The 26,475-nt window shown below is 38.9% G+C and carries 28 protein-coding genes and 2 tRNA genes; 15 read left to right on the plus strand and 15 right to left on the minus strand.

What is annotated here, in order from left to right:
- The first annotated feature begins 23 nt into the window (after positions 1-23).
- The gene (locus tag F948_RS13175) at positions 24-401 is read left to right on the plus strand and encodes a MerR family DNA-binding protein (protein WP_004964662.1); all 378 of its coding nucleotides are present in this window, start codon (positions 24-26) and stop codon (positions 399-401) included.
- A 202-nt stretch (positions 402-603) separates the two neighbouring features.
- Positions 604-1,896, plus strand: coding sequence for an MFS transporter (locus tag F948_RS13180; protein ID WP_004951479.1), 1,293 nt, complete (start codon positions 604-606; stop codon positions 1,894-1,896).
- Between the two features lie 57 nt (positions 1,897-1,953).
- Here the strand turns inward: F948_RS13180 and F948_RS13185 are convergent, their stop codons facing one another.
- The 4 genes from F948_RS13185 to F948_RS13200 all read right to left on the minus strand — a co-directional run bounded on the left by F948_RS13185 (position 1,954) and on the right by F948_RS13200 (position 4,748).
- On the minus strand, positions 1,954-2,718 hold the full coding sequence (locus F948_RS13185; RefSeq protein ID WP_017397367.1) for an HD domain-containing protein: 765 nt from the start codon (positions 2,716-2,718) through the stop codon (positions 1,954-1,956).
- 93 nt (positions 2,719-2,811) lie between these two features.
- Entirely contained in the window at positions 2,812-3,129 is a 318-nt protein-coding gene (locus tag F948_RS13190) for an AzlD domain-containing protein (protein WP_004909748.1), read from the minus strand.
- Complete coding sequence (locus F948_RS13195; RefSeq protein ID WP_004964670.1) at positions 3,126-3,836, minus strand: AzlC family ABC transporter permease; 711 nt, start codon at positions 3,834-3,836, stop codon at positions 3,126-3,128. Before F948_RS13195 ends, F948_RS13190 begins: the two co-directional genes overlap by 4 nt.
- Positions 3,837-3,917: 81 nt before the next feature.
- Positions 3,918-4,748 (minus strand): AraC family transcriptional regulator, encoded by an 831-nt coding sequence (locus F948_RS13200; protein WP_004964672.1) that lies wholly within the window; start codon positions 4,746-4,748, stop codon positions 3,918-3,920.
- 225 nt (positions 4,749-4,973) lie between these two features.
- Here F948_RS13200 and F948_RS13205 point away from each other — a divergent pair, with 225 nt between their 5' ends.
- From F948_RS13205 to F948_RS13215, 3 genes are read left to right on the plus strand one after another with little or no spacing between them, the layout of a single operon-like run.
- Positions 4,974-5,846 (plus strand): sce7726 family protein, encoded by an 873-nt coding sequence (locus F948_RS13205; protein WP_004964674.1) that lies wholly within the window; start codon positions 4,974-4,976, stop codon positions 5,844-5,846.
- Positions 5,815-6,717, plus strand: a complete 903-nt coding sequence (locus tag F948_RS13210) for a sce7725 family protein (RefSeq protein WP_004964677.1) — start codon at positions 5,815-5,817, stop codon at positions 6,715-6,717. The genes F948_RS13205 and F948_RS13210 overlap by 32 nt, the downstream gene beginning before the upstream one ends.
- Positions 6,718-6,722: 5 nt before the next feature.
- A complete protein-coding gene (locus tag F948_RS13215) occupies positions 6,723-7,769 on the plus strand; it encodes an RES family NAD+ phosphorylase (RefSeq protein ID WP_004964680.1) in 1,047 nt (348 codons plus the stop codon).
- Positions 7,770-7,824: 55 nt separating this feature from the next.
- On the opposite strand, the gene F948_RS13220 is transcribed toward F948_RS13215, so the two are convergent.
- Positions 7,825-10,182 (minus strand): Tex family protein, encoded by a 2,358-nt coding sequence (locus F948_RS13220; protein WP_004909754.1) that lies wholly within the window; start codon positions 10,180-10,182, stop codon positions 7,825-7,827.
- Positions 10,183-10,500: 318 nt separating this feature from the next.
- Between F948_RS13220 and ompR the strand changes: the two genes are divergently transcribed.
- The 3 genes from ompR to F948_RS13235 all read left to right on the plus strand — a co-directional run bounded on the left by ompR (position 10,501) and on the right by F948_RS13235 (position 14,403).
- Complete coding sequence (gene ompR, locus F948_RS13225) at positions 10,501-11,265, plus strand: osmolarity response regulator transcription factor OmpR (protein WP_004657337.1); 765 nt, start codon at positions 10,501-10,503, stop codon at positions 11,263-11,265.
- A 17-nt stretch (positions 11,266-11,282) separates the two neighbouring features.
- Positions 11,283-12,737, plus strand: coding sequence for an ATP-binding protein (locus F948_RS13230; protein WP_004964683.1), 1,455 nt, complete (start codon positions 11,283-11,285; stop codon positions 12,735-12,737).
- 151 nt (positions 12,738-12,888) lie between these two features.
- A complete protein-coding gene (locus F948_RS13235) occupies positions 12,889-14,403 on the plus strand; it encodes an acetyl-CoA hydrolase/transferase family protein (protein WP_004964686.1) in 1,515 nt (504 codons plus the stop codon).
- A gap of 53 nt (positions 14,404-14,456) precedes the next feature.
- Here F948_RS13235 and F948_RS13240 read toward each other — a convergent pair whose 3' ends face one another.
- The 4 genes from F948_RS13240 to F948_RS13255 all read right to left on the minus strand — a co-directional run bounded on the left by F948_RS13240 (position 14,457) and on the right by F948_RS13255 (position 16,689).
- Entirely contained in the window at positions 14,457-15,716 is a 1,260-nt protein-coding gene (locus F948_RS13240) for an OmpP1/FadL family transporter (RefSeq protein ID WP_004964689.1), read from the minus strand.
- A 196-nt stretch (positions 15,717-15,912) separates the two neighbouring features.
- Positions 15,913-15,988 (minus strand) — tRNA-Phe (locus F948_RS13245).
- A 139-nt stretch (positions 15,989-16,127) separates the two neighbouring features.
- A tRNA-Phe gene (locus F948_RS13250) sits at positions 16,128-16,203 on the minus strand.
- A 108-nt stretch (positions 16,204-16,311) separates the two neighbouring features.
- Entirely contained in the window at positions 16,312-16,689 is a 378-nt protein-coding gene (locus F948_RS13255; protein WP_004909759.1) for a GNAT family N-acetyltransferase, read from the minus strand.
- Positions 16,690-16,792: 103 nt separating this feature from the next.
- Here F948_RS13255 and hisB point away from each other — a divergent pair, with 103 nt between their 5' ends.
- The 6 genes from hisB to F948_RS13285 all read left to right on the plus strand — a co-directional run bounded on the left by hisB (position 16,793) and on the right by F948_RS13285 (position 21,974).
- On the plus strand, positions 16,793-17,386 hold the full coding sequence (hisB, locus tag F948_RS13260) for an imidazoleglycerol-phosphate dehydratase HisB (RefSeq protein WP_004877928.1): 594 nt from the start codon (positions 16,793-16,795) through the stop codon (positions 17,384-17,386).
- On the plus strand, positions 17,386-18,003 hold the full coding sequence (gene hisH / locus F948_RS13265; RefSeq protein WP_004964693.1) for an imidazole glycerol phosphate synthase subunit HisH: 618 nt from the start codon (positions 17,386-17,388) through the stop codon (positions 18,001-18,003). Before hisB ends, hisH begins: the two co-directional genes overlap by 1 nt.
- A 181-nt stretch (positions 18,004-18,184) precedes the next feature.
- Complete coding sequence (locus tag F948_RS13270) at positions 18,185-18,718, plus strand: DUF805 domain-containing protein (protein WP_004964695.1); 534 nt, start codon at positions 18,185-18,187, stop codon at positions 18,716-18,718.
- A gap of 93 nt (positions 18,719-18,811) precedes the next feature.
- A complete protein-coding gene (locus tag F948_RS13275) occupies positions 18,812-19,474 on the plus strand; it encodes a 3'-5' exonuclease (protein WP_004964697.1) in 663 nt (220 codons plus the stop codon).
- A 65-nt stretch (positions 19,475-19,539) separates the two neighbouring features.
- Positions 19,540-20,271, plus strand: a complete 732-nt coding sequence (gene hisA, locus F948_RS13280) for a 1-(5-phosphoribosyl)-5-[(5-phosphoribosylamino)methylideneamino]imidazole-4-carboxamide isomerase (protein ID WP_004964700.1) — start codon at positions 19,540-19,542, stop codon at positions 20,269-20,271.
- A gap of 233 nt (positions 20,272-20,504) precedes the next feature.
- Positions 20,505-21,974 (plus strand): SulP family inorganic anion transporter, encoded by a 1,470-nt coding sequence (locus F948_RS13285; RefSeq protein ID WP_004909772.1) that lies wholly within the window; start codon positions 20,505-20,507, stop codon positions 21,972-21,974.
- 61 nt (positions 21,975-22,035) lie between these two features.
- Here the strand turns inward: F948_RS13285 and F948_RS13290 are convergent, their stop codons facing one another.
- Entirely contained in the window at positions 22,036-22,587 is a 552-nt protein-coding gene (locus F948_RS13290) for a helix-turn-helix domain-containing protein (protein WP_004909774.1), read from the minus strand.
- Between the two features lie 155 nt (positions 22,588-22,742).
- On the opposite strand from F948_RS13290, the gene F948_RS13295 reads away from it, so the two are divergent.
- Complete coding sequence (locus F948_RS13295) at positions 22,743-23,585, plus strand: DMT family transporter (protein WP_017397369.1); 843 nt, start codon at positions 22,743-22,745, stop codon at positions 23,583-23,585.
- 1 nt (position 23,586) lies between these two features.
- On the opposite strand, the gene F948_RS13300 is transcribed toward F948_RS13295, so the two are convergent.
- From F948_RS13300 to F948_RS13320, 5 genes are read right to left on the minus strand one after another with little or no spacing between them, the layout of a single operon-like run.
- A complete protein-coding gene (locus tag F948_RS13300) occupies positions 23,587-23,913 on the minus strand; it encodes an antibiotic biosynthesis monooxygenase family protein (protein WP_004909780.1) in 327 nt (108 codons plus the stop codon).
- Positions 23,903-24,406 (minus strand): GNAT family N-acetyltransferase, encoded by a 504-nt coding sequence (locus F948_RS13305; protein ID WP_004909782.1) that lies wholly within the window; start codon positions 24,404-24,406, stop codon positions 23,903-23,905. The genes F948_RS13300 and F948_RS13305 overlap by 11 nt, the downstream gene beginning before the upstream one ends.
- 37 nt (positions 24,407-24,443) lie before the next feature.
- Positions 24,444-24,836, minus strand: coding sequence for a DUF4870 family protein (locus F948_RS13310; RefSeq protein ID WP_004909785.1), 393 nt, complete (start codon positions 24,834-24,836; stop codon positions 24,444-24,446).
- A 27-nt stretch (positions 24,837-24,863) separates the two neighbouring features.
- Positions 24,864-25,481 (minus strand): DUF1294 domain-containing protein, encoded by a 618-nt coding sequence (locus F948_RS13315; RefSeq protein WP_004964705.1) that lies wholly within the window; start codon positions 25,479-25,481, stop codon positions 24,864-24,866.
- 9 nt (positions 25,482-25,490) lie between these two features.
- Positions 25,491-26,441, minus strand: coding sequence for a homoserine kinase (locus F948_RS13320; RefSeq protein ID WP_004964707.1), 951 nt, complete (start codon positions 26,439-26,441; stop codon positions 25,491-25,493).
- Positions 26,442-26,475 lie beyond the last annotated feature (34 nt).

Below are 26,475 nucleotides of genomic sequence, written 5' to 3' on the forward strand. Positions count from 1 at the left end.
CTCAAAAATAAAAAGGTCTTATTATGTTGATTGGACAATTATCTAAACATAGCGAATTAAGTAAAGATACCATTCGTTTTTATGAGAAAATGTCACTTATACAATCAGTTACTTGCGCTAATGGCTACAAAGACTATCCAGAGCAAGCTTTGCAACAACTGTTATTAATTCGAACGGCAAAAAATTTGGGATTCTCACTCAATGAAATTAAACAAATTTTAGAAATGACCTCAGAACAAGAAATACCTGCGCATCAAATGCAAAATATCTTTCAAGAAAAACTCGCGGCGATAGATGAAAAAATCTTTCAACTCCAACAAATTCGAAACATGCTGAGCCAATTCACTCAAGGTGAACCGTGTCCTTTGCGAAGGGATTGTTCTATTCCACAATTAAAGTAATTGTTTTTTAAAAAATTACTATTTAATTATCACTATATTCTTACTGCTAAAGCCTTCTAGAACTCTCAGGTCTTTCTCACCATCTAAAAATACAGTCATAAAAAGCATACAAAATAGTGTCATTTTCATGCTTTTTTAGCGGTATATAACAAACGGTAAAGATTCAGTAACAGAATCTTGCTTAGTGTAGAAAGGATCAGATATGAGTCAGACATATAGCAAGGAAGAAAGAACGAGCCGTATTAAAGGTATCGTTGGTGCAGCATCAGGGAATTTAGTGGAATGGTTTGATTTTTATATCTATGCCGTTTTTGCTGCTTATTTTACTCATGCATTAACCGCTCCAGATATGGAACCCACGACCAAAGCCATTTATGTTTGGGGGGTGTTTGCAGCGAGTTTCTTTATGCGTCCAATTGGTAGCTGGTTGTTTGGACGAATTGCTGATCGGCATGGTCGTAAAAAATCGATGGTGATCTCGATTTGCCTGATGGCACTCAGCTCATTTCTTTTTGCTGCCCTACCAACCTATGATCAAGTCGGCATGCTCGCTCCATTTTTATTACTGATGGTTCGCTTATTACAGGGGTTATCTGTAGGTGGTGAATATGGTGCAGTTGCCACCTATATGAGTGAACTGGGTTTAAAAGGTCAGCGTGGTTTTTTTGCTTCTTTTCAATACGTCACCTTGTCAGGAGGCCAACTACTCGCAAGCTTACTTGGGGTCATCTTACTGGGCTTCATGACCGAACAACAATTAAATGATGGGGGATGGCGTATTCCCTTCGTGATTGGCGGTGTCGCTGCATTGCTTTCATTGGCTGCACGTAGCCGTTTAGAAGAAACCTTATCAAATGAAGATGCTGAACGTGAAGAATCGGGAAGCTTAATTGCACTATTAAAGCAACATTGGAAAACTTTCTTATTGGTGGTGGGTTATACCTCAGCAGGTTCACTGACATTTTATGTAGTGACTGTATATTCAAAGACCTACCTAACCAATATTGGCATGGATGGCAAAACAGTGGGGTTTATCATGACCACTGCTTTATTTGTTTTTATGATCGCTCAACCCTTTTTTGGAATGTTGTCTGATCGAATTGGCCGTCGTGCCTCTATGCTCGCTTTTAGTCTATTGAGTGCTATTTTCATCTATCCCGTGATGGTAACAGGAATGCGTAGTTTTGCAGACTCGCCTGTGATTATTACCTTATTGCTCATTTTCTTGATGATGTTGTTGAGCTTCTACACTTCAATTAGTGGTTTGGTCAAAGCAGAAATGTTCCCGCCTCATGTACGCGCATTAGGTGTTGGTTTCTCCTATGCGGTGGGTAATGCACTATTTGGTGGTTCTGCACCTTCTGTTGCACTGTTATTCAAAGATGCAGGCATTGAAAATACATTCTTCGTATATGTCATTATCATGTTGATCATTTGTTTCTTCTGTAGTTGGGCATTACCGAAAAAACCTGAATATTTAGAACATGACCACTGATAAAATTTAATCGATTAAATCAGCCACTTTTGTCCTAACAAAAGTGGTTTTTTTATTTTATTGATCAAGGTAAGGATTAAATTTAACTAAATATTTAAACCCACTTTGTACCACCATCGCAGTACGTGATTTCGGACGAGCTTGAGCTTCATGTTGGGTGAATTCAATCATATGTTGATTAAAATCTAAACGCGGATATTGTTGATTTAACTGTGTTCTGAATGTAGTAGAGAACTCAAAACCACGGCTGCCTATCACATCACAACTGGCTGCTTGTTGTAGTAAATGAGCTTCTACACCATCCTCAAGCGCCACGAATGGATTCATATGCATACTGATCGCATCAAATAATTGATCAGCACGTGGTGTTTGCCAACCACGTTGTATTGACCAATCTTTGGCTGCATAAGCGCCCTGTCCTGCAAAGCAGCGACAGTTTGCATGGTGTTGGTAATGCTGCTCAGTCATTCCCAAATCATGCAACAAACATGAAACTGCCAATAACTCCTCATCCATTTTTAGCTTTTGAAGCTTGGAAAATGCAACGGCGTAATACCAAGTCCTCAAACAATGATTTTGTAAGGCAATTGAGCTACAGGACTGCATCTTTTCAATTGCGTGTTTGATCTCGACACTATCAGGAAAATGCAAATCATCTATCTGTAATATTTTTGGAGCTTTGGTCATACTGCTTGCAAATGCATACATTTTTACACTTTGCTGAAGTACAGGCAGCAAACTATGACTTAACAATCTCATACGATCTGTTAAGGATAAATCACCTGAAGTTTGAACCATCCATACCTGTCGACCGATTTGCATTTGACCCACCAATAAAATTAGAGTAATTACTCTAATTTTTATAAGTATTCTGTTTATATGTCAACTCAGGATAATAAACGTTCCAGAAATCAACTAATTCAACCAAAATACCAAACCATAAAAGCATGCCAAACTTAATATAATCGTTAACAAGGTATGACGAACTACATAAGCAATCAAAATCGTCAAAATTGTGGCGAGAAAATAAGGATTGAGTAAGCTCTCACGAAATGCACCATGCTCATCCATAAACACGATTGGGGTGGCAATTGCAGTCAATAAACATGGAGCAGAATATTGCAAAGATTGTTGAAACCATTTCGGCAGTCGCAAAGGAAGATTAGGTTCAAGCAATATATAGCGATTCATAAATACAACTAGTGCCAGAATAATCAGGATAAACCAAGTCATACTTTACGCTCCCGAAAATTCTGTAAGCAACTCGCAGCAAACATCCCGATCACTCCAGCCATGATTGCTGCACTTTTAATCCCCAGACTTAAAAAAACCACCGTTAATGTGACTGAAACAAGCACACCAACCAAAGTATTTAAGTTTTTAATAAATGGAACCACGATTGCAATAAAAGTTGCCACAATGGAAAAATCGAGATTGTATTGATCTAAATTAGGGACTGCAGAAGCAAGGAATACACCACAAGCGCTAAACAGTACCCAACACAAATAAAAACAAAATCCAGCACCAAGTAGATAGTGAATATAATGTTGCTGCTTTTTAATACTCACCGCGAACAATTCATCCGTCAGCAAAAAACCCAGCATCAAACGATTTTTTAAGGGTTGTTTGGAGATATCTTCTCGCAAATACAAAGCATATAAATAATGCTGTGTAGTAATCAGAAAAACTGAAATAATGATCGTTAACGCAGGTGTACCCGCCATAACTAACCCTAAAGTCATCAACTGTGCTGCACCCGCAAAGACAAGTGCAGACATTGCAATGGCTTGCATGGTTGTAAGGCCTGCTTGAATCGCCATCGAACCTGCCAACAAGCCCCAAGGTAATACGGCAAAACACAATGGAAGTATTTTGATCACTCCATTTAAAAATGCCCGTGATTCGGTCATCGGGGTATGATCTATGTTTTCAGCTAACATCTACATCACAATCATTGATTAAAAACCCAATGACTATGCCAAATCTAGATCATCCAAGCTTGTATAAAATTGCTGTTTTTTTTATTTGAGATAAGCAGTATAACCGCCTGGCGTAATACCAAACGTTTGACGAAAATGCCGACTAAAATGACTTTGATCTGAGAAACCACATTGCTGTGAAACTTCTGATAAGTTCAAACCCTGTCTCAATAATTTTTGTGATTTCTGTAATCGCGCTTGGATCAACCACGCATGTGGTGAGAGTCCAACATGCTTTTTAAATTGACGTAAAAAATGCCACTGGCTCAGATTCGCCATTTCAGCCAATTCGATGAGTGAAAACTCTTGCTCAGGCATACTCGCCATTAATTCTTTAATATTTAAAATACGCTGTTTTGCATTACTGAGGTCAGCGGCATGCGGTTTTGTTTGGCTATATTTTGAGATTAGCCAAGCAATCGTAGATAAGAACAAGGTTTGTTTGAGCAAGGTATTGCTCGGTTGCTCTAACAAATCAAATAGTAATCGTAATTGCTGCGCCAGACCTTCGTCATGCAACACGGCTTCTCTAAACCACGGTGCTGTGCCATGAATAGTCGTGAGATCACGCGTCAGTTCATGGAAAATTTCTGGAGTTGGATAAATTGCTCGATAACGCCAGCCCGTTTCTACCGCAGATGAGCCTGTATGTACTTCATCAGCATTCACCAAAATAATATCGCCTTGCGGCGCAACATGATTGCCCCCTGTACGATAAAAACGTTGCGCACCCTCTTCAATCACACCGATACAAAATCCTTCATGAACATGTCGCGAGAACTCCTGCTGAAAGTAACTGGCTTTCAACATTTCTAAACCACCGAGTTCTTCGAGGTGTAAATAATCGACTTGTTCACGAGGTCTGCGTGACATCACGACCTCCTAAGGCATGTATGCATCATTTCAGGTTAACGCGATTTAGATAGATTTATAGAACAAAATTGCTGTTCATAGCTCAAGCTATATAAAACAATTTACTAAATTTTACGTTCAAAAAAATTAAGCGATCTGAGGTAAAAATTATTTTTCAGCTTTTTTTCTTATTAGATTACTAGGTACAATAAGAATAATCTAATTTATATAAGCTATCTTAATATTGTGAGCACTACTGAGAGAGAAATCGCCAAACTTTTTACAAGTAATAGCTTAAGAGCCATTGCTTCTGGCGACGTTTCACCTCTTGAAAAAATAATAAATAACAAGAACTTAAGATCAAATGTAAATACAACTAGTATCGATGATATATATTCATCTGCATTTGAGTTTTTAAGTCGGAATTATCGAAATGAATATGTCTATAAAAATTTGATTGCTCGCAAAATTTTAAGAAGCAAACATTCACTCCAGTCATCCGTTTTACTTTCAGAATTCAGAGTAGGTCAGAATAAAGCTGATTTAGTCTTACTAAATGGCTGTTCAACTTGTTATGAAATCAAAACAGAATATGATTCATTAAACAGATTAGAAGACCAACTACAGTCATATATTCAATTATTTGAAAAAGTTTATGTCGTTTGCCCTAGTTCCCTACAAGTAGATGTAGAAGCTATTATTCCTCATAGTGTTGGTATTATTGTTTTAACCGACAACAACACTTTACGAACTATAAAAGACGCTATATCAAATAATATTTTTGATATTAGCCTTATGATGAAATCTTTAAGAAAAGAAGAGTATTTAGATATTGCTGAAAATATATATGGATTAAAAATTGATGTTCCCAACACTCAAGTTTTTGATCTATGCTTTAAAATTTTAAATAAATCTGATAGAGCTGTTGTGAACAATTTATTTTTAAAAACTTTAAAGAAATACAGAAAGAATAATATTGAAGCCATAAATACTCTACCTTCCCCTTTGACTAATGCTTTGATAAGCTTTAAATTCAATAAAAATGATATTAAAAACCTAATTAGCTTTTTCTCGGAGAAAGAACTTAATGTATTATCCAATTTTAAGAGGAAAACTTAATGAGCTTTTAGCTATTCGAGAACTATCAGAGCTAGGACTTAAAAACTTTACTCCTGTTATTGAGCCTGTAAAAAATGATATAAAAGCACTATGCAAAACCATTGAAGTCCTAAATAAGAATGGTATCGTACCTTATATAATCATCAACCCGACAATTGGTGACTTCAAAAAATCACAAACGGAGTTCAATGAACTTATAACTAAAATAGAGAATATAGAGTATATTCCACTCTACTCAATCAACGAAAAAACTAACTCATACAGTGATTTTTTAGGATTAAACTCTTTTGGATTATTTATCCAAAAAGGCATTGATCAAGAACTTATAAATTTTTCAAATTTATCTAAAATTAACTTTATACAGAATGATAATAGCCCAATAGTTAAAAAGCACATACGCAATAAAGTTGTATATGAAGATTTTTTTAAAAGACAATTAAGAAATGCAGACTATCCTCAAGAGTCATCATTCTCTGCTTTACATAGCTATTATAAAGACGAAAACAATATAGGTTTTGGTGATTATACTATTACAGGCAATGATTTTATTGAAGGTGGTGGTCCAGCTTATGTTGTAACAGTTCATGCATCATATATTGATTCTCAAAGGTTTGATGAATTATTCATTCGCCACTATTCATCAGAAGATGATGGAACACCTACCAACCCTGGTGCTAAATTTAAGCAAGCGTTAACAAAACTTATTTCTGATTTTCAATCAAAAAGAATCCTCTTCGAAGAAACAGAAGGACTACAAGAGTTCATTTTTTTATACAAAATAGGACATTTCCCTGGGTTAGGGCAAGTTAAAAAAATTTCAATAATGCATCATATTGAAACAATAAATATATATTTAGAATCAAAGGATTAAGACTAATGGTTCAAAAATGTTGTAGTAACTGTTTTTCAGACAAAGCATTAAAATTACAAATAAACTCAATCGGTAGAATTTCACGTTGTCATTATTGTGGAACAAATGATGCAAGTACTATAAACATAGATCAATTATATGCACTAATCTCACCACTTATTGAAGTTATTGATAACATATTTGAAGAACATATAGATGGTTATAGTTTATTCCATATCCTATCAAGTGAATTCAAATTATTTACTAGCAAAGTTCACGAGCAAATAATTGAAGATGCTCTACAAAATAGACAAGAGTTAATTAACAAAAAATATAAAAACTTTCCAACTAATACTCAGAGTGAATGGGAAGCCTTTAAATATGAACTAAAGCATAATAATCGTTTCTTCCCCCAAATTGAAATATACAGAGATGCTTTTCTTGAGACTGGAAACCTATTCGAGAAATTCACAGAGGTAATTGAGCAATTAAATTATGAAATTACTACTTCTGATACACTTTTCCGAGCCAGAATATCGGATAGCGCACTTGATCACCCAAATATGAAGAAACCACCAATAGACAAGGTGACTATTGGGCGCGCAAACCCTGATGGTATTTCCTATCTCTACACGGCGGAACAACTTGAAACGGCTCTTACAGAAGTCCGTCCAAGTAACGGGCAAACTGTCTATATTGCTTATTTAAAAGTCAAACAAGATATTAACGTTATTAATTTATGTGATCCTAAAAAAGATATTTCATTCATATCTTTAAGCTCTACAGATGATTTCCATAAGATTATGAAATTAGTTAATCTATTAGATCAATTCGCCAAAGAGTTATCTCTACCTGTTTTGCCTAATCGTTCACATCTCGATTATATACCAACTCAATTCATTACTGAGTTTTTTAAAAATTTAGGTGGGATTGATGGATTAATGTTTAATAGCTCTTTTGGAAACGGTTACAACTTAGTCATATTTGATCAAGACAAAATAGACATTCCAATTGATATACCCTTGAAACAATTGAGAATTATGGGCATACAGCCTGATTATACTGAATTATAAAAATAGTATCACTTAAAATAAAAGCCTCCGAAGAGGCTTTTATTTATTTGATCAGTTACTTAGAGCCTTTAATCCCTGCTTGTAATAACAAGGCACCTAAACCACCTATTTTTTGCTCTTGCGGTTTTTCAGCTTTTGGCTTGTTATTTTGCGGACGCTTAAAGTCGCCCTCTTTACGTGGAGGACGTTGACCTTGAGGCTTACGTTCTGAACGCTCAGTACGCTCTTGCTGTGGACGCTGCTGCTGACGTGGTGCTTTAGTAGGCGCAGAACCTTCAGCACGCATACTCAAGTTCACACGATTACGTTCAACATCAACTTGCATCACACGAACTTGCACGATCTGACCTGGTTTCACGACTTTGTGTGGGTCAGAAACGAATTCATTTGCAAGTTCAGAGATATGCACTAAACCATCTTGGTGTACACCTACGTCCACGAATGCACCGAAGTTGGTTACATTGGTTACAACGCCTTCAAGCTGCATACCTTCAGTGAGTTGTGCAACTTCGGTAATGTCTTCACGGAACTTCGCTGTACGGAACTCAGGACGAGGGTCACGACCTGGTTTTTCCAATTCTGCTAAAACGTCTTGAATCGTCGGCAAACCGAATTTGTCATCGACAAACTCTTCTGCTTTTACTTGGCGAATAATTTCTGTATTACCAATGATGTCTTTTACAGTTGTTGCTTTTGCGGCAACAATTTTCTCAACCAAGCCATAACTTTCAGGGTGAACAGCAGATGCATCTAATGGCTCAGAACCATCTTGAACACGTAAGAAACCAGCTGATTGTTCAAAAGTACGCTCGCCTAAACGTGGAACTTTCTTCAATGCTTGACGATTATCAAAACGTCCATTTTCTTTACGGTATTCAACGATTTGTTGTGCAATCGCTTTGTTTAAACCTGCGATATAAGCCAAGATCGCTGGAGATGCTGTATTGACATCCACACCCACCGCGTTCACACAGTCTTCAACAACTGCATCTAGTGTTTTTGCTAAACCTGTTTGGTTTACATCGTGTTGGTACTGACCTACACCAATTGATTTTGGATCAATTTTTACAAGCTCTGCTAATGGATCTTGTAAACGACGAGCGATTGAAACCGCACCACGAATAGATACATCAAGCTCTGGAAGTTCTTGTGCAGCCAATTCACTTGCAGAATAAACAGATGCACCTGCTTCACTCACAGTAATACGTGTTAATTTCAGATCCGTATTTGCCGCCATCATTTCAGCAACAACTGCTTCTGTTTCACGGCTTGCTGTTCCATTACCAATCGCAATAAGTTCCACGTGGAACTCTCTGCACAAACGCGCAAGCTCCGCAATCGAACCTTCTTTATCTTCTTTCGGTGCAAATGGATAGATTGTGCTGTGTGCAAGGACATCACCAGCTTCACTAATCACTGCCAGTTTTACCCCTGTACGAATACCAGGATCAACACCTAAAGTAACACGTCCACCTGCTGGTGCAGATAGAAGTAAATGACGCAAGTTCTCCGCAAATACATCCATTGCTTCAGCTTCAGCAGATAGACGCTTATCTGTTAGCAATGAGTGTTCAATCTGCGGACGAATCTTACCTAGCCAGAATAATTTTGCAGTTTGCTTTAAATAATCTTGACGGCTCTGTGGTTGTACTTGGTCTAAGTTGTATTCAGTTTCAATACGCGCCAATGGTGCATCATCTTCACCATCCACTTTTAAACCTAATACATTTTCTTGACGACCACGAAGCATCGCTAACAAACGGTGTGAAGGAACTTTGTTTAAGTTTTCAGAGAACTCAAAGTAATCACGAAATTTCTTACCAACTTCTTTTTTCTCTTCAGATGCCACAGCACTCTTTAGCACAGCAGTTTTAGAAAAAGTTTGTTTTAATTCAGTGGTTAATGCAATGTTTTGCGCCCAATCATCAATTAAAATATGCTGAATCGCATCCAACTGACTTTCAAGATCTGGGTAGTCTTCATGGCTGAAGCCTGATAATGCTTCTGTAGGATCAACTTGTTCAGCAAAAATCTTTTCTGCGATCGGCCCTAAACCCGCTTCTTTCGCTTTGAAAGATTTGCTTGTGCGTTTTGGACGATACGGCGCATAAATTTCTTCTAATGCATTCTTGGTTTCAGCCGCATTTACACGTGCAAGTAAATCATCACTTAACTTATCTTGTTCTTGTAAAGATTGAATCACTTTCTCACGACGTTCGTACAAATCACGTAGGTAAGCCAAACGTGTGTCGAGTTGACGCAATTGAGTATCGTCTAAGCCTTGCGTGACTTCTTTACGGTAACGTGCAATAAAGGGAACACTGGCGCCTTCATCAATTAAACGAATAGCAGCTTCTACTTGGTTTGGACGTACGGCAAGTTCATTTGCCAACTGCTGAACTAAGTCAGTCATCGTGATTGATTCCACAAGGGTTAATTCTAAAAGCACTGATTATAAAGTCCACGGCTATAAAATCCACCATTGTTTTTTTGAAAATTTTACGAGTAGATTATGCAAATTGATCAATGTTTCTAAAATCCCAAGATTTTTTCAGCTAAATATTGAAAAATAGATTGATTGTCATAATTTTACCTGTATATGTTTGGTATCTATCTCTTGATTTTATTGGCAATATTTGTTGCTTTATAACATAGCCAAACCTGTGCAATGAATCGTATACTGCCTGACATTGCATAATTACGATGACAATAAACGATAAAGGAGCACATCATGAGTTTAGTTGTACCTGCTGAATCGACGGAAACCGTACACCATGAGACAGACCGAGTCGAACGCATTTTAGTGGTCGATGACGATGTGCGTTTGCGTACGCTTTTGCAACGATTTTTAGAAGATAAAGGTTTTGTAGTCAAAACTGCTCATGACGCGACACAAATGGATCGTTTATTACAACGTGAATTGTTTTCGTTGATCGTTCTTGATTTCATGCTTCCTGTCGAAGATGGCTTAAGTATTTGTCGCAGATTACGCCAATCTAATATTGATACTCCAATTATCATGTTGACGGCACGTGGAAGTGACTCTGATCGCATTGCAGGTTTGGAAGCTGGCGCAGACGATTATTTACCGAAACCATTTAACCCAAATGAACTTTTAGCTCGTATTCGTGCTGTATTACGTCGCCAAGTGCGTGAAGTACCAGGTGCACCGAGCCAACAAGTTGAAGTTGTTAGCTTTGGACCATGGTCTTTAGATCTTTCAACTCGTACACTTACTCGTGAAGGTCAAGTCGTGACTTTGACGACTGGTGAATTCGCTGTATTAAAAGCCTTGGTTCAACATCCACGTGAACCTTTGACCCGCGATAAATTGATGAATTTAGCACGTGGTCGTGAATGGGGTGCAATGGAGCGTTCGATTGATGTTCAAGTGTCTCGTTTACGCCGTTTAATCGAAGACAACCCTGCCCGCGCTCGTTATATTCAAACCGTTTGGGGTGTAGGCTATGTTTTTGTTCCAGATGGTGCTGAGTAAGTTCAGGAATTTCAACGTTGAAACTGGAACCCATTGACCCTCAAACTTTTACTGAGTTTGTATCTTACTCTGAACGACCACGTACCAAGTGGGAACGTTTCTTAGATAAGATCAAACCACGTTCCGCTGCGATGCGTACCACTATTTTGGTACTGTTCACCGTATTCTTCAGCTTATTTATGTCTTTGTGGTTCTTCTGGCGAACTTTGTATTTGCCAGAGTTACAACAACATGCACGCTATCTCGCAATTGAATTAGAGCTGGTCAATAATCCTGATATTCGAATTTTGCATCGTGATACAGAAGTCGATATTGATACATGGTTAAAAAACCGTATTGGTATCGAATACATCACTGATCCTAAAGAATTTCCAAAGATTGAAGACAAATTTCTAGCTGAATTATTTACTGATGAAATCGAAGCCAAACTTGCCAAAGAGTTAGGTGTTGATAACGTCACCGTTTATTTTAAATTTAAACCAATTCCTCGTATCTGGATTCAAACTCCAGAGATGAATGGTAACTGGGTGCGTGAACCACTAAAAACCTATACCAATTACAGTGTTGAACTGATTGCAACATGGTTATTTGGTGTACCGATCTTATCTTCAATTATTATTTTAACCTTAGTTCGCCAAATGAATCGTCCATTGCGTCGATTACAAAATGCCGCCAATAGTTATAGTAAAACAGGTAAAGCACCTTATTTAGATACTAATCACGGGCCTTTAGAAATTCGTCAGGTGAACCAAGCTTTTAACCATATGGTTTATACGCTTGAACAAACTGAGCGAGACCGTCAAATTATGTTGGCTGGGATTTCTCACGATTTGCGTACACCATTGACGCGTATTCGTCTCACTGCAGAAATGCTACCCGATGAATTCTTTCGTGAAGGTCTAATTTATGATGTTGATGATATGGATGCGATTCTCAACCAATTCATTTCGTACATGCGTGATGGATCGGATGAAGAACTCACCGATACCAATATCAACACATTGCTGCAAGAACTCGTCATTCAATTCAAACCATTAGATATACGTTTTGAAATGCAGGATTTACCTATTATTCCTGCTCGTAGTCTCTCTTTAAAGCGTCTGATCGCCAATTTAATCAATAATGCGAAACGCTATGGTGCCGAACCGATTGAACTTTCTGCAAGCCATGTAGACGAACACATCCTCATCACTGTTGCTGATCATGGTGAAGGCATTCCACCCGATCAAGTTGAAGAACTCATGCAACCCTTTGTACGTGGTAATTCAGCGCGCACTGTTCAAGGTAGCGGACTTGGCCTTGCAATCGTAAAACGTATTGTGGATATTCATCAGGGTAAAATTAGCATTCGCAATCGTGAGCAAGGTGGTTTAGAAGTTGTGATCTCTTTACCAATCGTGACTCCTCATGTTGAAGAGACTGAGAAAAATACGATTAGCAAGATTAAACAAACACTTAGTGAACACTTCTAATTCAATACGAGACCAATCAAAAATGTCTCGTATTTTTGCTCGCAAATCATCTTCTATTTCACATATTAGACCTTAGCCGTAGTCCAATTCCCTTTTGCTTTTTTAGCGCTAAAATCCATATCTAATGAAAAAGCAATATTGAGAATGGATGATGTCTTTAAGTCGTATTCGCCTTGCGTCTCTACACGACAAAGTGATGAGTGCAGAACAGGCTGCTCGCTTTATTGAAAATGATATGACGGTTGGTATGAGCGGATTTACTCGTGCAGGAGAGGCGAAAGCTGTTCCTCAAGCACTGGTTGAACAAGCTAAAAAAAATCCGTTAAAAATCACGTTAATTACTGGTGCAAGTCTCGGAAATGACTTAGACAAACAACTGACGGAAGCAGGTGTACTTGCACGTCGCATGCCATTCCAAGTTGACAATACCTTACGTCGTGCAATTAATAACGGCGAAGTGATGTTTATTGACCAACATTTATCTGAAACCGTTGAACAAATGCGTAATCAGCAGCTCAAACGTCCAGATGTAGCTGTGATTGAAGCGGTCGCAATCACTGAAGATGGTCACATTGTTCCAACAACATCCGTTGGTAACTCGGCAAGCTTTGCAATTTTCGCTGAAAAAGTGATTGTAGAAATCAACACATCACTCAGCGAAAACTTTGAAGGCTTACACGATATTTACATCCCAACCTATCGTCCAACGCGTACACCGCTGCCTTTAACTCAAGTGGATGATCGTATCGGCTCGACTGCGATTCCAATCGATCCTGCAAAAATCGTCGGCATCGTGTTCAACGATACAGCTGACTCACCTTCAACAGTGACAGCGCCAGATGATGAGACTCAAGGCATTGCGAATCATTTGATTGCATTTTTTGAGAAAGAAGTTGCTGCTGGTCGTTTAGCGAAAAACTTAGGTCCTTTACAAGCGGGTATTGGTTCTATTGCAAACGCTGTTCTCACTGGTTTGAAAGATTCAAACTTCGAAGATCTTGTGATGTACTCTGAAGTACTTCAAGACTGTACGTTTGAGTTGATCGATGCAGGTAAAATGAAGTTTGCTTCTGGTAGCTCAATTACACTTTCAGCTCAGTGTGGCGAGCGTGTATTTGGCAATCTAGAGCACTACAAAGATAAATTAGTCTTACGTCCACAAGAAATTTCAAATCACCCTGAAATTGTGCGTCGCTTAGGTATTATTGGGATCAACACTGCCCTCGAATTTGATATTTATGGCAATGTGAACTCAACTCACGTTTGTGGTACCAAGATGATGAATGGTATCGGTGGCTCAGGTGATTTCGCACGTAATGCGCACTTAGCAATCTTTGTCACCAAGTCAATCGCAAAAGGTGGCGATATTTCTTCGATCGTGCCGATGGTGAGCCATGTTGATCACTGTGAACATGATGTTGATATTCTAGTGACAGAACAAGGCTTGGCTGACCTTCGTGGTTTAGCACCGCGTGAGCGTGCACGTGTGATTATCGATAATTGTGTACATCCACTCTACCAAGCCGCATTAAACGATTATTTTGATCGTTCATGTGAGCGTGGTGGACATACACCTCATATTCTTCGTGAAGCATTGTCATGGCATGCAAATTTTGAAGAAACAGGTCATATGCTATCGAACGGTTCTTTAGCTAAAACAGCTTAAATTTCCTTTGTAGCAAATAAAAGGCTGAATCTGTTGATTCAGCCTTTTTCTATTTAGAACTTCACACCGTAAGATATACCTAAGATATGTTGATCCATTTCTAGATTTGCCTCACCCCCACCAAATGCTGTCGGGATCGATTGATTGCCTTTTACGGTTTCTTTTAAACCATAGGTATAGGCAACACTTAACTCTTGCGCTCGATCAATATCCCACGTCGCACCTAGACTAATATGATCTTTAATCACACCTGGTGCTAGAATATTTAAGAAAGTCTGATCTTGTGGGATAGGCTGATCATTATGGCTATAACCAGCACGCATTGTGAGTTGTGGATTGACTTGATAGCTTGCTCCCAACTTATAGACGTTAATATCTTTCCAACCGAAACCCTGTCCCTTTTCTGATCCGAAAGTATTGCCTTGCATCACAGAAGCTAAACTAAAAGGATTACCGACCGAATCAACATCCGAATAATTGATTCGCTGTATATCCGCTAATACAGTCAAAGCAGGGGTTAACTTGAAGCTTGCTCCAACCCCATAACTCTCAGGAACATCAAAATCACCCGATTCAGCAAATAAACCGCGATACTTATCAAATTTATCTGCATCAATTTTTGACGCATAGTTTGCTCCGACAGTAACGACATCATTTAATTTCGCACTCCAGCCCACTCGCACCCCAATCCCTGTAGCAGAGTCTTTACCTTTATTGCTTAGATTTTTTCCATCATTTGAAAATGGGGCAAAACCAGAAATTCCTTTCGCTTCAAAACGTTGATAAAGAAAATTTGTCGCAATCCCGATTGATTGATTTTCACTATAGCGCCATGCAACCGTTGGAGAGACAAATATCTGAGATAAATCAACACCCGCTTCGCCTGTATTACCAAATTCAGCATAAGGATTGCGTTTATAGGTCGTATTCATACCACCATTGCCATAAATCGCTAAGCCTAAAGCAACGCTATCATTTACTTTCTTATTGATCGCAAATTCAGGCAGTACAAAGTATTCACGACCATTACCGCTGTATTGTCCATTGGCACCGGCTAAGTTCCCCTCAATCTCAGCAGAGCGTTTAGGATTAAATAGGGTCGCACCAACATCTACACGGCTATCAATCCAGCTCAAACCTGATGGATTACTCGCTATAGTGAGCGCATCGTTAAATGCAGCGATAGAGGCACCAGCTTGACCTTGGGCTTTCACGCCATAACCATGCATAAAATAGCCTGTAGTCGCAGATGCGTGCTGTGCTATACCCGATAAAAGAACAACTGGAAGAGCTACCCCGATAAACTTTTGCATAACTTATCTTCAACAAAAATAATATATTCGCAAGTATATTGTTTTTCTTTTATTCATATAACTAAGTAAAATTGAGATGCATATTCTTTTTATTCATAAAGAGTTTTTAATATAGAACTTAGAAAGACTTAAATATGAATTACGCATAATTTAACCTATAAAAAAACCCCAAACATTAGTTTGGGGTTTTTGAATATGGTGGCGTGACCCAGGATCGAACTGGGGACACACGGATTTTCAATCCGTTGCTCTACCTACTGAGCTATCGCGCCAATGGCGTGTATTAAGCCGTATCTACAGCAAATAGTCAACAATTATCCTGAGCTTTTGATTTGATTGCCCATTTTTCAGGCAAAAAAGTCCAGATAAAAAAAATCCCTGATGGGATCAGGGATTGAAATTTCGAATCTATGGTGGCGTGACCCAGGATCGAACTGGGGACACACGGATTTTCAATCCGTTGCTCTACCTACTGAGCTATCGCGCCAAAGTGGGCGTATTAAACAATGTTTGTCAAAATCCGTCAAGTTAATTTAAGGATTTTTAGATTAAGTGTTTAATTTAACTCCAATTAGACCCCATATTTAGCTCGCGATTAGATTTTTCCAAGATGTGATAGACAGCGATGAATCGCGCCACATCCAGGTTCAAACTGTTTTACGCCCTGCTCTTCCTCAATACGGCAAACTTCCTCAACGAGACGTTCTGCCACACCGCGACCGCGATTGGATGGATGTACAACAATATATTCCAAAACACGGCTTTCACCTTGTCCTGTGACCCAGATTGCACCTATAATTTTGGTGTTAAATTCAGCGGTATAAACTGTGGTATATTGCTGTAGATCTTGTTCAAGTTGCTGCATTGCATCTTGCCCATCACCAAACTCTGGACTGGTGTCATAAAGTCGCTCTAGCTGGGTACGAATTCCTAGATTTTCTAGTGAACTGTAAGCATGTACGGTAATAGGCATTGATTAACCCTCCTGAGCAAACTATGATGCTGTCACTTTTTCGTCACAGCGAAACTTTGGTTTTTAATTCAATCATTTTTGACGTTTTTTGAGGAACGTGTCCATGACGCAACGTATCAGTGAAGTGGTAAGAAATACCAACGAAACAAAAATTCGAGTTCGTCTCAATCTCGATGGTACTGGTCAAGGCACACTCAACACTGGAGTTCCATTTTTAGACCATATGATTGATCAAATCAAGCGCCATGGTCTATTTGATATCGATATTCATTGCGATGGTGACTTGGAAATCGATGATCACCATACCGTCGAAGACTGTGGAATCACCTTGGGACAAGCCTTTGCGCAAGCTTTAGGAGATAAAAAGGGCTTACGTCGTTACGGTCATTTTTATGCACCACTCGATGAAGCACTTTCGCGTGTTGTCGTTGATCTCTCTGGTCGTCCAGGCTTGTTTATGGATATTCCATTCACACGCGCCCGTATCGGAACATTCGATGTCGATTTATTTTCAGAATTTTTCCAAGGTTTTGTCAACCATGCGTTGATGACCTTACATATCGACAATTTAAAAGGCAAAAATAGCCATCACCAGATCGAAAGTGTATTCAAAGCTTTGGCACGTGCTTTACGTATGGCATGTGAGGTTGATCCTCGTGCCGAAGGCATGATTGCATCAACGAAAGGTAGCTTGTAATGACGCGTATTGCTTTACTTGATTATGGCATGGGCAACTTACACTCAGCAGCCAAAGCGCTAGAGCATGTAGGTGCAACAGTTGATGTGACTAACGATCCTAAGCTGATTGCCAAAGCGGATAAAATCGTGTTCCCAGGCGTAGGTGCCATGCGTGACTGTATGCAAGGCATGCATGAGGCAGGAATTGATGAAGTCGTTCGTCAAGCGGCTTTTAACAAACCTGTACTCGCGATTTGTGTTGGCATGCAAGCATTGCTACAAAGCTCTGAAGAGAATGGTGGCGTAGAAGCTTTGGGTATTTTTGAGGGTGTGGTCAAACACTTCCCTGAAATTCCGAATTTAAAAGTTCCGCACATGGGTTGGAACCAAGTACATCAACTTGATCCAAGTCATCCAATGTGGAACAACATCGAGCAAGATGCTCGTTTTTATTTCGTACATAGCTACTATATCGAACCAAAAGATTCTACAGTTACAGCGGCAACTTGTGATTATGGTGTGAACTTCTGCACAGCGATTCACAAAGACAATTTATTCGCGACCCAATTCCATCCAGAGAAAAGTCATACTGCTGGTTTACAGTTGTTAAAAAACTTTGTGGAATGGAAAATCTAAGCATTTGAACAAGTTTAGCTCCTGATAATAAAGCCAATTTTAAATTGGCTTTATTTTTTTAATTGCCTTATCTATTTATTTCTCATTATTTTTTGCATATCATGCAAACACTTTGAATAAAAATCAAACAACAGATAATTTCAAAATTAAATTTAAAAATCAGAGACTACAGGAAAATAATATGTCTTCTCAGCTTCAAACAAATGATTCAGGTTTTAGTGCAAATGGGCGTTTTGGCAGACTTTCTTACTTAGGCTGGAATATGTTACTCGTGGTCTTCGTATTCATTTTGGGTATTATCGCAGCGTTTTTTGTTCCAGCTTTGAGTCCTTCAACGACAAGTTCATCGATGTATGTATTTGGTGGACTCTTTATCATTGTTTATATTGCAATGATCTACTTCAGCTTTATTTTCTCAATCCGCCGTTTACATGATCGAAATCAAACAGGTTGGTTGTCATTAGTGATGATTATTCCTTTCATCAATTTCTTATTTTTTATTTACTTGAGTTGTGCAAAGGGTGATGAAAATACAAATAACTATGGCTCACCTCGTATTACTCAGGGTTGGGAAAAAGTCTTAGCTTGGATATACATTATTATCCTTCCACTCTGCATTTTAGCCATAGCAGCATCCGCAATTCCTGCTTACCAAAACTATATTCAAAAAAGCCAACAGCTCCAGATGGAACAAATGAATAGATATGCAGAATAAACCAAGTCTATTTTTCAAAGCCAAGTGGGAAAACTTGGCTTTTTCAATTGATCAAAACGGTTTAAGCTGAGTGAAACGATTTGAGCTCATTTCATGGAAATGCAACAACAAACTGCGCTTTTAAGCAAAGAACAAATACGCACCTTCCCTGCATTTCAAAACTTAAATCCAGATCGAATTTATGTCATCCATACACTTAATCAGTGTTTACAAATTGAAGCTGAGCTTAAATCTGTGCAAGTGTTCGGCTTTGATACAGAATCCAAACCGACCTTCAAAGTCGGTGAAAAATCAACAGGCCCTCACCTTATCCAGTTGTCTAGCTTAGAAAATGCTTATCTTTTTCAGGTGAATCCAGAAATATTGGCTTTCTTAAAACCTATTTTAGAAAATGAACAACAACTCAAAGTTGGTTTTGGTTTAAAAAATGATGCCAGTGGTTTTAGACGCAAAGGGATTCATCCAAACGGTCTGATTGATTTAGCAAAATGCTTTTCAAATTTTGGATATAACACCCAAGTCGGTGTACAAACGGCAATTGCTTTGTTATTTCAGCGTTATTTTCCTAAAAGTAAAAAAATTAGCACCTCTAACTGGTCTGTTAAACAACTCAGCCCTCAACAAATCAATTATGCTGCGGCAGATGCTTATGCCGCGCGTATTATTTTTGAATATCTCTACCAGCATCAAAGTTTCACGTCACCACTTCAACAACAAATCGAAAGAATACTCACAGGTTCTCAATCCAAGACTTAGAGATTGATCAATACTTTGTTAATATGTAGCCAATTTTAATTTACGATGAAGCTAGGAGCGAAAGCATGCTAATCATCCCTGCAATTGACCTGAAAGATGGTAAATGTGTACGTTTAAAACAAGGACGCATGGAAGACGATACTGTTTTCTCTGATGATCCTGTGGCAACTGCACAACATTGGGTTGATGAAGGCGCACGTCGTTTACATTTAGTTGATTTAAATGGTGCTTTCGCTGGTACGCCAATTCACAAACCAGTGGTTGAAGCTATTGCGCGAGCACAACCTGAATTACCAATCCAAATTGGTGGTGGCATCCGTTCACTTGAAACCATCGAGCACTACTTAGATGCTGGCGTATCGTTTGTCATTATCGGTACCAAAGCAGTCAAAGAACCTGAGTTTGTTGAAGAAGCATGTAAACAGTTTGCAGGTCATATTATTGTTGGTATCGATGCGATCAATGGCATGGTTGCAACTGACGGTTGGGCAAATGTCACTGATGTTAAAGCGACAGATCTTGCTAAACGTTTCGCTGACGCTGGTGTATCTAGCATCGTCTACACTGATATTGCACGTGATGGCATGATGCAAGGTGTCAACATTGAGCAAACTGTTCACTTAGCTCAATATTCAGGATTACCTGTTATTGCATCTGGTGGTGTCACCAATCTTGATGATGTACGCAACTTGAAAGGTCAATCAGGTATTTTAGGTGCTATCACAGGTCGAGCAATTTATGAGGGCACTTTAAGCCTTCGTGAAGCTCAACTTTTACTGGATGAACAATCACTTTAATTGTGTTTAGCTCTAGCGATTTGAATAATGGCTAGAGCTTTTTTCGCTTAAATGTTATCCTCATCCTGATTTTTATCTCGATCTTCAATTCTATAATGTCACTTACGCCACCCTAGTTTTTACAGCCCCCTCTTGTAAATAACTCATCACTGTCTAGTGATGTGGTGTAGTCGTGTGCATTTTTATATCACATCACTAGCCTTTAAAATATTTTTCAAAAATAGGCTATTTCTATGTTTTCCAATGTACGAGAACAATGGTTCTCTAATATTCGTGCCGATGTGCTGGCGGGTCTTGTGGTCGGCTTAGCGCTGATTCCCGAGGCGATTGCATTTTCAATCATCGCGGGGGTTGATCCCAAAGTTGGTTTATATGCGTCCTTCTGTATTGCAGTCGTGATTTCTTTTGTTGGTGGGCGTCCTGCCATGATTTCAGCAGCGACTGGCGCAATGGCTTTGGTCATGGCAAGTCTGGTGAAAGAACATGGATTACAATATCTACTTGCAGCAACATTATTAACAGGTGTACTGCAAATTCTGGCGGGCTATTTAAAACTCGCAAAACTCATGCGATTTGTTTCTAAATCTGTGGTGATTGGCTTCGTCAACGCGCTTGCTATCCTCATTTTTATGGCGCAATTACCTGAATTGATCAATGTAACATGGCATGTATATGCATTAGTTGGCTTGGGTTTAGCCATTATTTATCTCTTCCCTTTACTCCCTAAAATTGGAAAACTTATTCCCTCTCCTTTGGTCTGTATTATCGTTATTAGCCTGATCGCTGTAGGTTTCGGAATTGATATTCGCACTGTGGGAGATATGGGTGAATTGCCAGATACACTGCCTGTATTCTTATTACCCGATATTCCTCTTAACCTAGAAACGCTACAAATCATTTTACCTTATTCGATTGCACTCGCAGCCGTGGGCTTACTTGAATCCATGATGACAGCCACGATTATTGATGAAATGACCGATACGCCAAGTGATAAATTCCAAGAATGTAAAGGTCAAGGGATAGCTAATATTGCATCTGGTTTTATGGGTGGGATGGCGGGGTGTGCCATGATTGGTCAATCCATGATTAATGTGAAATCAGGTGGTCTAACCCGATTATCAACATTTTCAGCAGGCGTATTTTTGCTGATCTTAGTCGTCTTTATTAGTGACTGGCTCAAAGTTATTCCTATGGCAGCATTGGTTGCCGTGATGATTATGGTCTCGATTAGCACATTTGAGTGGAAATCACTGACAGGTTTTAAATCTAATCCCCAAAGTAGCAACGTGGTTATGATTGCCACTGTCATTGTGGTTGTAGCAACCCATAACTTGGCACTCGGTGTACTCACAGGTGTATTACTATCCGCTTTATTCCTTGCCAATAAATTAGAAAATGATATTCGTGTTGAAAGCTATATAGAAAATGATGCACGAGTCTACGATTTAAAAGGTCAAATCTTTTTCAGCTCCTCAGAAAAATTCATGCAGGGTTTTAATTTCCAAGAACCAATTTCTAAGGTCATTATTGATTTAACTCATTCACATATTTGGGATGTAACTTCAGTGGCAATGCTAGATTCTGTGGTGAATAAGTTCCAAAGAAATGGAGTCAATGTCACGGTACGTGGGTTGAATGAAGCCAGTTCAATCATGATTGATAAATATGGAACACATACTAAACATCAGTTTGATGCAATTTAGCTCAACAGACTAACGCCATTAAGCATAAAAAAGCCAAACTTTCGTGTTTGGCTTTTTTAGATCAATAAATCACATTTCGAATAAAGCGGAGTATGTCAGTACCTTGATTGCTATAACGGTAAGGAACAGAACTATCAAATAAAAACGATGTACCCGCTGCAACTAAATGTGTTCCAGAAGCAAATTCTAGACTCAGTTCACCTTCAATGACATAGATCAACTCCTGCCACCCTTGTTGATCAGGTTCAGCAACATAGGTCTCTCCAACGGCCAATGTCCATGTCCATAATTCGACTTGAGTACGTGCAGGGATGGATGCATGTAAAGTTGCCTGACTCTCAAGATGAGTGCCTTGCCATGCCAAAGTCTTAACGACCGCAGAATCCACAAGCTCTGGTGCTGTCACAAGTTGTTTGAAATTCACATCTAAAGCATTTGCAATCGCATCCAGCTTGGTCAGACTAATATTCACCATTCCTGTTTCTATAGATGCGATGGTACGTCGGCTGACTCCAGCCCGCTCTGCCAACTCTTGCTGACTTAATTGATGCTGGTTTCGATAAAATCGAATATTCTGCCCTACATATTGCAATACCGCATCAGGATGATTCATGCAGTTTCACTCTCATTTAATTATGCGCAATATATTGCACAAATGCATAAATTAATGCAACATGTGCAGTATATTGCACTTTGATTTGGAATTTGGTTTTGACAGCTTTCTCGCAATCGCCTAGAGCAGCACAATTTGCATTGATTTTTATCACCATGATTTGGGGTGGGACTTTTCTAGCAGTGCAATATGCGCTCAACTTTAGTACACCGATGTTTTTCGTCGGTTGCCGTTTTGCAGTTGCTGCAGGTGTGATTTTCCTACTTTCATTAAAATCCATGTCGGGTTTAACGCTCAAAGAAACGCTGGCTGGAACTGCCATCGGCATCATGATTGCGATTGGTTATGGCGCACAAATGATTGGTCTACAAAGTATTTTAAGTAGCGAATCGGCTTTTCTTACTGCGCTTTATGTTCCTTTAGTACCTATTCTCATGTGGGTTATTTTTCAAAAATCACCATCACTCATGACATGGATCGGCTCAGCATTAGCATTTACAGGCTTAGTCCTACTGACAGGAAATGGTTTTTCCAATATCACGCTCTCTTATGGACAAATACTTACCCTGATCTGTGCTTTGGTGATTGCATTAGAGATTATTTTGATTGGCTATTTTGCAGGACGAGTAAATTTACGACGTGTTACTGTAATTCAACTCATGGTTGCCGCTCTACTCTCTTTCGCCAGCATGCCTTTGGTTGGTGAACATCAATTGCCAGCATTTTCGTGGCCTCTCCTTTTAATCGCAACTGGATTGGGACTCGCCAGTGCTTTAATTCAGTTTGTTATGAACTGGGCACAAAGCATGGTTGATCCAAGTCGTGCAGCGATCATTTATGCAGGTGAACCTGTTTGGGCAGGTCTGATTGGAAGAATTGCAGGTGAACGTTTGCCCTTACTCGCATTATTTGGCGGATTACTGGTGGTATTGGGTGTTTTGGTGAGTGAGCTCAAACTCAAAATCCTCAACTCTCCTCAAAACAATAAAGATGCTTAGCTTACTTTTCTTTTATTGGCGGCTCATTCTTCTTCAGTAGCATCTGAGGTTGATAATATTCAACGATTGGCATTGGATCATAGAAGGGATGTAATAAAGCTTTCCATTCTTGATAAGCAGCAGACTTTCTAAACCCTTCTGTGTGATCTTCAATATGATCCCAAAATATCATTAGAATATAGCGATGATCATCTTGAACATTTTTGATCAGCTGTACAGCATTTAATCCTGCCATCGGATAAATAATCGCTTTGGCTTTTTGAAATGCTGCCTCAAATGCCTGACTTTGATTGGGTTTAATTGTTAAATGCACATGCTCAATAATCATGATCCAACCTGTTTAAATGATTTTTACTAAAAACAGCATCACTTCCATCACAAGCACTATATTTAAAATAGCATTTTTCCAATACACGTTTGGATGCATGATTATTTTGATCGACATAAGCCTCTATATTATATATGGCATATTGTTGATTTAAATAGGTTTCAAGCCATTTTAAGGCTTGAGTTGCATAACCTTTATTCCAGAAATCCTTAAAAATGATATAGCCAACGTAAGCAGTTTGCTTATGAGGGAAAATGGTAGCTTGCAGCGTACCAATCGGTTGCTGTTGACTTGTGTCATCAAAAACCACCCAATTTACCCAGACTTCTTCGAGTGTGCCTGAACCTTTGGCGAGTTGTCTAAACCGTTGTCTTAATCCTTCTCGCTCAGGATATTTCACGTCAGGAATAAAACGATATAGATCATCATCAAGCGTATATGAATAAATGAGATCTGCATGCTCAACAGTCAAAGGTTCATAATATAAACGCATCAAATAAATACCAATTCTTCAGGTTCAACACCTCAATTCATTGATACATAGGTTTATTGTCATTGAGAGCAATCAAGCCACGTATTGCACGATATACAATCCAAACCCAAGCAGCGAAAATCACCGCTACACAGAAAACCGTTCCTGATAATGCAACACCCGCAAACGCATTCGGATTATCGCCTGTAAAAAACAAGAAGAAGAATGGAATAAAGGCAATGATATTCCAAGCGAGATACCACCAAAATGTCCGAATCTGCCAAGTAAAATGACTTTCAAAAATAGAGCCTCTTACATCGCTACGTTTTACATAGTTAATAATTAAGGCAATCACTGCCAATAATCCACCTGTAAAAATCGCAATGATATAAAGTACGTAAAGGACCAAAGTCAAAGTACGGTTCGGGTCTTGATCAACGGAATAATTCATTTTATTTATCTCCAGAAACGAACTCCCTCAATAGAACACATTGAGTGGAGAAATTAACCAACATATCAATAATATATGGAAGACTATGGTACAGAAATAAATCTTACGAAACGGTTGTTTTTGTGTTTTATGTCTCAGTTTTTGTTGTGCTAACCAACCTGCACACCATCCTCCAAGCGAATCCACGATATGTAAGGTTTGCTCAGGAATACGGCGATTCCCCAATTGTGCCGCCTCTTTGTCTTGAGCATATAGCCAATAACTCAAGACATTCATCAAACTGACGAACAATAAAGTATAAGGCGGTAATAATTTACTAAAGCTCGCGATGACCATGAATACAATATAAATCACAATGGCAATTTGCATCGCTGTCCAACGTTTAGCAGGCTTCGCAGCTGAAGGTTTCGGCTTATGTTCAAATACTTGGGCTGCTTTTAGATAACTGACTTGCTGAGCACGATAACGACCACGCTCATCTAAGATCACCATGTACTCCAAAGCACAACCTATAATAGGTCGAGGACCTGTGCGAGCAAAGTCCTTGATGTGTAAAAAGACCCGATCTTTGTGCTTATCATTCGGTTGAATAAAACCATAGCCTTTATCATCAAACCATTCTACTAAACGACCTTGGTCTCGCATGCTTTTTCCTTAAGCTTGAACTTTTTGTAAACGATCTTGCAGCATCATCCGCATTTCCATCGGGTCTTTTTGTGAAATGTCTTCACCAGTACGACCCTGTTCCGCATTTTTTTGTGCAACTTGGAGACGCATACTCCAGAAACGACATGCAGCCATTGCCAAGAAAATATTTAAACACGCTAACTCATCAGCTGTGAGTTGACGAATGCTTTGATACGCTGCAAGGAAAGCTTCTGCCTTGGCTTGGTCTAAATGAGCCTTTGGATAAGCTGTACAAAAATCATTGATACTAATCGCAATATCAAATAAAAACTCATCTTGATTTAACTCATAAAAATCAAGAATCCCTCGTAATTGATCACCTTCAAATAATGTATTGTCTCTAAATAGATCAGAATGAATAAAACCGACAGGACGATCAGGATATTGCTGTGTAATTTTGGCAAATTGCTGAAAAACTTGATCCAATAGGGATTGATCATCGTCATTCATATTGGGTCTCAGTTGCTCTGCTACATCTGACCAATACTGATGATTACGATTAAAATCACGCTTTAAAGGAAAATCTTTCAACGCCACATGAATTTTTGCTTGAGCCTGAGCAATCGCTTGGATTTGTAATAATGTTGCTTCTTCTGGATGTTCACCCATCAAGCGTGGGGCGATTTGTGCAGGTTTATCTGCGATGCTATGAATGGCTTGACCATGATGTTTCAATGGTACAGCAACGGCAACCCCTGCCTCTCCCAAACAGTCTAGTACGGGAACAAGCTCACCAGCTCCTTCAGCATCAAGCTCTTCAAAAACAGTAAGAACATAATGTTTTTGAGTATGATCCACCAAAAAATAGTTGGTGTTTTGAATACCGCCTTGGATTGGAATCAGGTCAATCACTGCCAAACCATAAGGCTCAGCAAAAGCTTGAACATCTTCTAAACTCAACGGGGTATAAACCGACATGGAAAACCTGCAAAAAATAGCTGTGAAGTTTGAT

Source organism: Acinetobacter junii CIP 64.5 (genome assembly GCF_000368765.1).
Lineage (GTDB): Bacteria > Pseudomonadota > Gammaproteobacteria > Pseudomonadales > Moraxellaceae > Acinetobacter > Acinetobacter junii.

Coding starts and splice junctions, on each gene's coding strand:
- F948_RS13195 (WP_004964670.1), bottom strand. CDS start 3,836: ATGTTAGCTGAAAACATAGATCATACCCCGATGACCGAATCACGGGCA.
- F948_RS13255 (WP_004909759.1), bottom strand. CDS start 16,689: ATGCCTATTACCGTACATGCTTACAGTTCACTAGAAAATCTAGGAATT.
- F948_RS13310 (WP_004909785.1), bottom strand. CDS start 24,836: ATGAATTATTCCGTTGATCAAGACCCGAACCGTACTTTGACTTTGGTC.
- F948_RS13315 (WP_004964705.1), bottom strand. CDS start 25,481: ATGCGAGACCAAGGTCGTTTAGTAGAATGGTTTGATGATAAAGGCTAT.
- F948_RS13300 (WP_004909780.1), bottom strand. CDS start 23,913: ATGATTATTGAGCATGTGCATTTAACAATTAAACCCAATCAAAGTCAG.
- hisA (WP_004964700.1), top strand. CDS start 19,540: ATGCTAATCATCCCTGCAATTGACCTGAAAGATGGTAAATGTGTACGT.
- F948_RS13290 (WP_004909774.1), bottom strand. CDS start 22,587: ATGAATCATCCTGATGCGGTATTGCAATATGTAGGGCAGAATATTCGA.
- F948_RS13275 (WP_004964697.1), top strand. CDS start 18,812: ATGGAAATGCAACAACAAACTGCGCTTTTAAGCAAAGAACAAATACGC.
- F948_RS13270 (WP_004964695.1), top strand. CDS start 18,185: ATGTCTTCTCAGCTTCAAACAAATGATTCAGGTTTTAGTGCAAATGGG.
- F948_RS13200 (WP_004964672.1), bottom strand. CDS start 4,748: ATGTCACGCAGACCTCGTGAACAAGTCGATTATTTACACCTCGAAGAA.
- F948_RS13305 (WP_004909782.1), bottom strand. CDS start 24,406: ATGCGTTTATATTATGAACCTTTGACTGTTGAGCATGCAGATCTCATT.
- F948_RS13180 (WP_004951479.1), top strand. CDS start 604: ATGAGTCAGACATATAGCAAGGAAGAAAGAACGAGCCGTATTAAAGGT.
- F948_RS13185 (WP_017397367.1), bottom strand. CDS start 2,718: ATGCAAATCGGTCGACAGGTATGGATGGTTCAAACTTCAGGTGATTTA.
- F948_RS13175 (WP_004964662.1), top strand. CDS start 24: ATGTTGATTGGACAATTATCTAAACATAGCGAATTAAGTAAAGATACC.
- ompR (WP_004657337.1), top strand. CDS start 10,501: ATGAGTTTAGTTGTACCTGCTGAATCGACGGAAACCGTACACCATGAG.
- hisB (WP_004877928.1), top strand. CDS start 16,793: ATGACGCAACGTATCAGTGAAGTGGTAAGAAATACCAACGAAACAAAA.
- F948_RS13190 (WP_004909748.1), bottom strand. CDS start 3,129: ATGACTTGGTTTATCCTGATTATTCTGGCACTAGTTGTATTTATGAAT.
- F948_RS13320 (WP_004964707.1), bottom strand. CDS start 26,441: ATGTCGGTTTATACCCCGTTGAGTTTAGAAGATGTTCAAGCTTTTGCT.
- F948_RS13240 (WP_004964689.1), bottom strand. CDS start 15,716: ATGCAAAAGTTTATCGGGGTAGCTCTTCCAGTTGTTCTTTTATCGGGT.
- F948_RS13235 (WP_004964686.1), top strand. CDS start 12,889: ATGTCTTTAAGTCGTATTCGCCTTGCGTCTCTACACGACAAAGTGATG.
- F948_RS13210 (WP_004964677.1), top strand. CDS start 5,815: ATGTATTATCCAATTTTAAGAGGAAAACTTAATGAGCTTTTAGCTATT.
- F948_RS13295 (WP_017397369.1), top strand. CDS start 22,743: ATGATTTGGGGTGGGACTTTTCTAGCAGTGCAATATGCGCTCAACTTT.
- F948_RS13215 (WP_004964680.1), top strand. CDS start 6,723: ATGGTTCAAAAATGTTGTAGTAACTGTTTTTCAGACAAAGCATTAAAA.
- F948_RS13220 (WP_004909754.1), bottom strand. CDS start 10,182: ATGACTGACTTAGTTCAGCAGTTGGCAAATGAACTTGCCGTACGTCCA.
- F948_RS13285 (WP_004909772.1), top strand. CDS start 20,505: ATGTTTTCCAATGTACGAGAACAATGGTTCTCTAATATTCGTGCCGAT.
- hisH (WP_004964693.1), top strand. CDS start 17,386: ATGACGCGTATTGCTTTACTTGATTATGGCATGGGCAACTTACACTCA.